Source organism: bacterium (assembly GCA_009926305.1).
Taxonomy (GTDB): Bacteria; Bdellovibrionota_C; UBA2361; order UBA2361; family RFPC01; genus RFPC01.
Window position 1 is genome coordinate 1 of the sequence record RFPC01000214.1, and the last position, 1,530, is coordinate 1,530.

2 protein-coding genes are annotated in these 1,530 nt (G+C 46.2%); both read left to right on the forward strand.

Annotation, left to right across the window (positions count from 1 at the left end; all coding sequences use genetic code 11):
- Nucleotides 1-48 precede the first annotated feature (48 nt).
- Nucleotides 49-684: an HAD family hydrolase gene (locus tag EBR25_13940; protein NBW42071.1), complete on the forward strand. Its 636-nt coding sequence runs from the start codon at nt 49-51 to the stop codon at nt 682-684.
- Nucleotides 685-878: 194 nt separating this feature from the next.
- A partial coding sequence (locus EBR25_13945) for a methyltransferase domain-containing protein (protein NBW42072.1) occupies nt 879-1,530 on the forward strand: 652 nt, incomplete at its 3' end.

Consider the following 1,530-nt stretch of genomic DNA (forward strand, 5'->3'; position numbering starts at 1 on the left):
AGAAGATGTTTTGCGAGCATATAGTTCTGAGGAAAAAGGTTCGTTGTGATGGCAAAAAAGTTAGTTATTTTTGATTTCGATGACACTCTCGTTGATACACTAGGGGCTCGCATCCCAGCTATTATAGAGTTCTGTAAGGTTGAACATAACGTCATTGTCTCACATGATAATGTCATGAGCGTCTGGGGAGTGCCTTTCGATCAAATGATGACAGAGCTAGGCTGCAGCGGAGAGATAGACAAGACTTCCTACTTAGACATTTCGAAACGCTACCCACTGAAAGCGTTCCCGGAGGTTGATGGGGTGTTGGCGCGCCTCTCGCGAGGGTGCTCCCTTGGAATCCTAACATCTCTAGCCAATGAGGTTCTCGCGCAGAGTCTGAGAGAGCTTAAATGGGATAGTGGACTTTTCAAATTCCTCTATGGTCAAGAGGATACTCCTGCCCATAAGCCAAACCCAGAAGTTTTTAGACCAGTACTAGACAACATGAAGCTACTAGGCGTCGATGTCCGAGAATGTCTGTACATAGGAGACCGCCTTTCAGATGCACATGCCGCAATAGGCGCTGGCATCGACTTTCTTGGAGTAGCGAGAGATGAAGATCGAGCTCGTGAGTTTTCAGATCTTAATATTCCCTTTAAAACAGATCTCCTAGAAATAGAGAGGGAAGTTCTCCTGCCCTAGTAATCAGGTACCACCATTTTTTTTAAAGGCCACTATCACTATCGCCAGAAGGACGCACGGTGAGTCCTGCTATGAAAAAGATGGTGGTACTTGGGGAAGGGAGGAGGGGCGCTCACTCGTTATCACTATCCTTGATTAGGGACAGAAGGGCCCTTAGACTCAATCATCTATGCTGTAGTAAGGAGTATTTTTAGATGACAGGGGCGAAGCAACCTAGTGCACGAGATAAATCAATATCAAAACTAACCGTGCATACTCCTACTCCCGAGACAAGCTTGGAGAATACGCATATGCCACGTCCGGCAGACTTGGCTTCTTACGAGGGAAGTCATCATAATTTTTTTCAAGTTTATACCGCCAAGACTGACGGAAAACAAAAGGTCGCCGAGGCGGTAATCGAAATTGCAGCCAACATTGGTACCGATAGCATTCTTGATCTGGGTGCGGGAGATGGACGTCTAACGGCGTTATTGGCTTCCTCCTTCAGCCGAGTTGTGGCTGTTGAAAAGAATGCGAAATACGAAGCGGCGCTGAGTGCAATCGATGGAGTAGATGTTCATATCAAAGCGATGCAAGAATTTAATACTGCCGAAAAGTTTGGAATCATTCTTATGTCGTATTCCTTATCGGGCGTACCAGCGAATCAGTATTCAGATTTTATGGAGTCACTGACGAAACGACTCGCGCCAGGCGGCAAGATTTTATTTGTTACATACGCTGATGGATGTCCGTGGGATGAGTTTGCTGAGTTTGTCTGCAGTGATTTAGGAATAGAGCGGACTGGGGGAACCACCCTTCATAATATGGAATTACAGCGCGTAGGCTTATCAACCGAGCTATTAAGGC

Coding starts and splice junctions, on each gene's coding strand:
- EBR25_13940 (NBW42071.1), top strand. CDS start 49: ATGGCAAAAAAGTTAGTTATTTTTGATTTCGATGACACTCTCGTTGAT.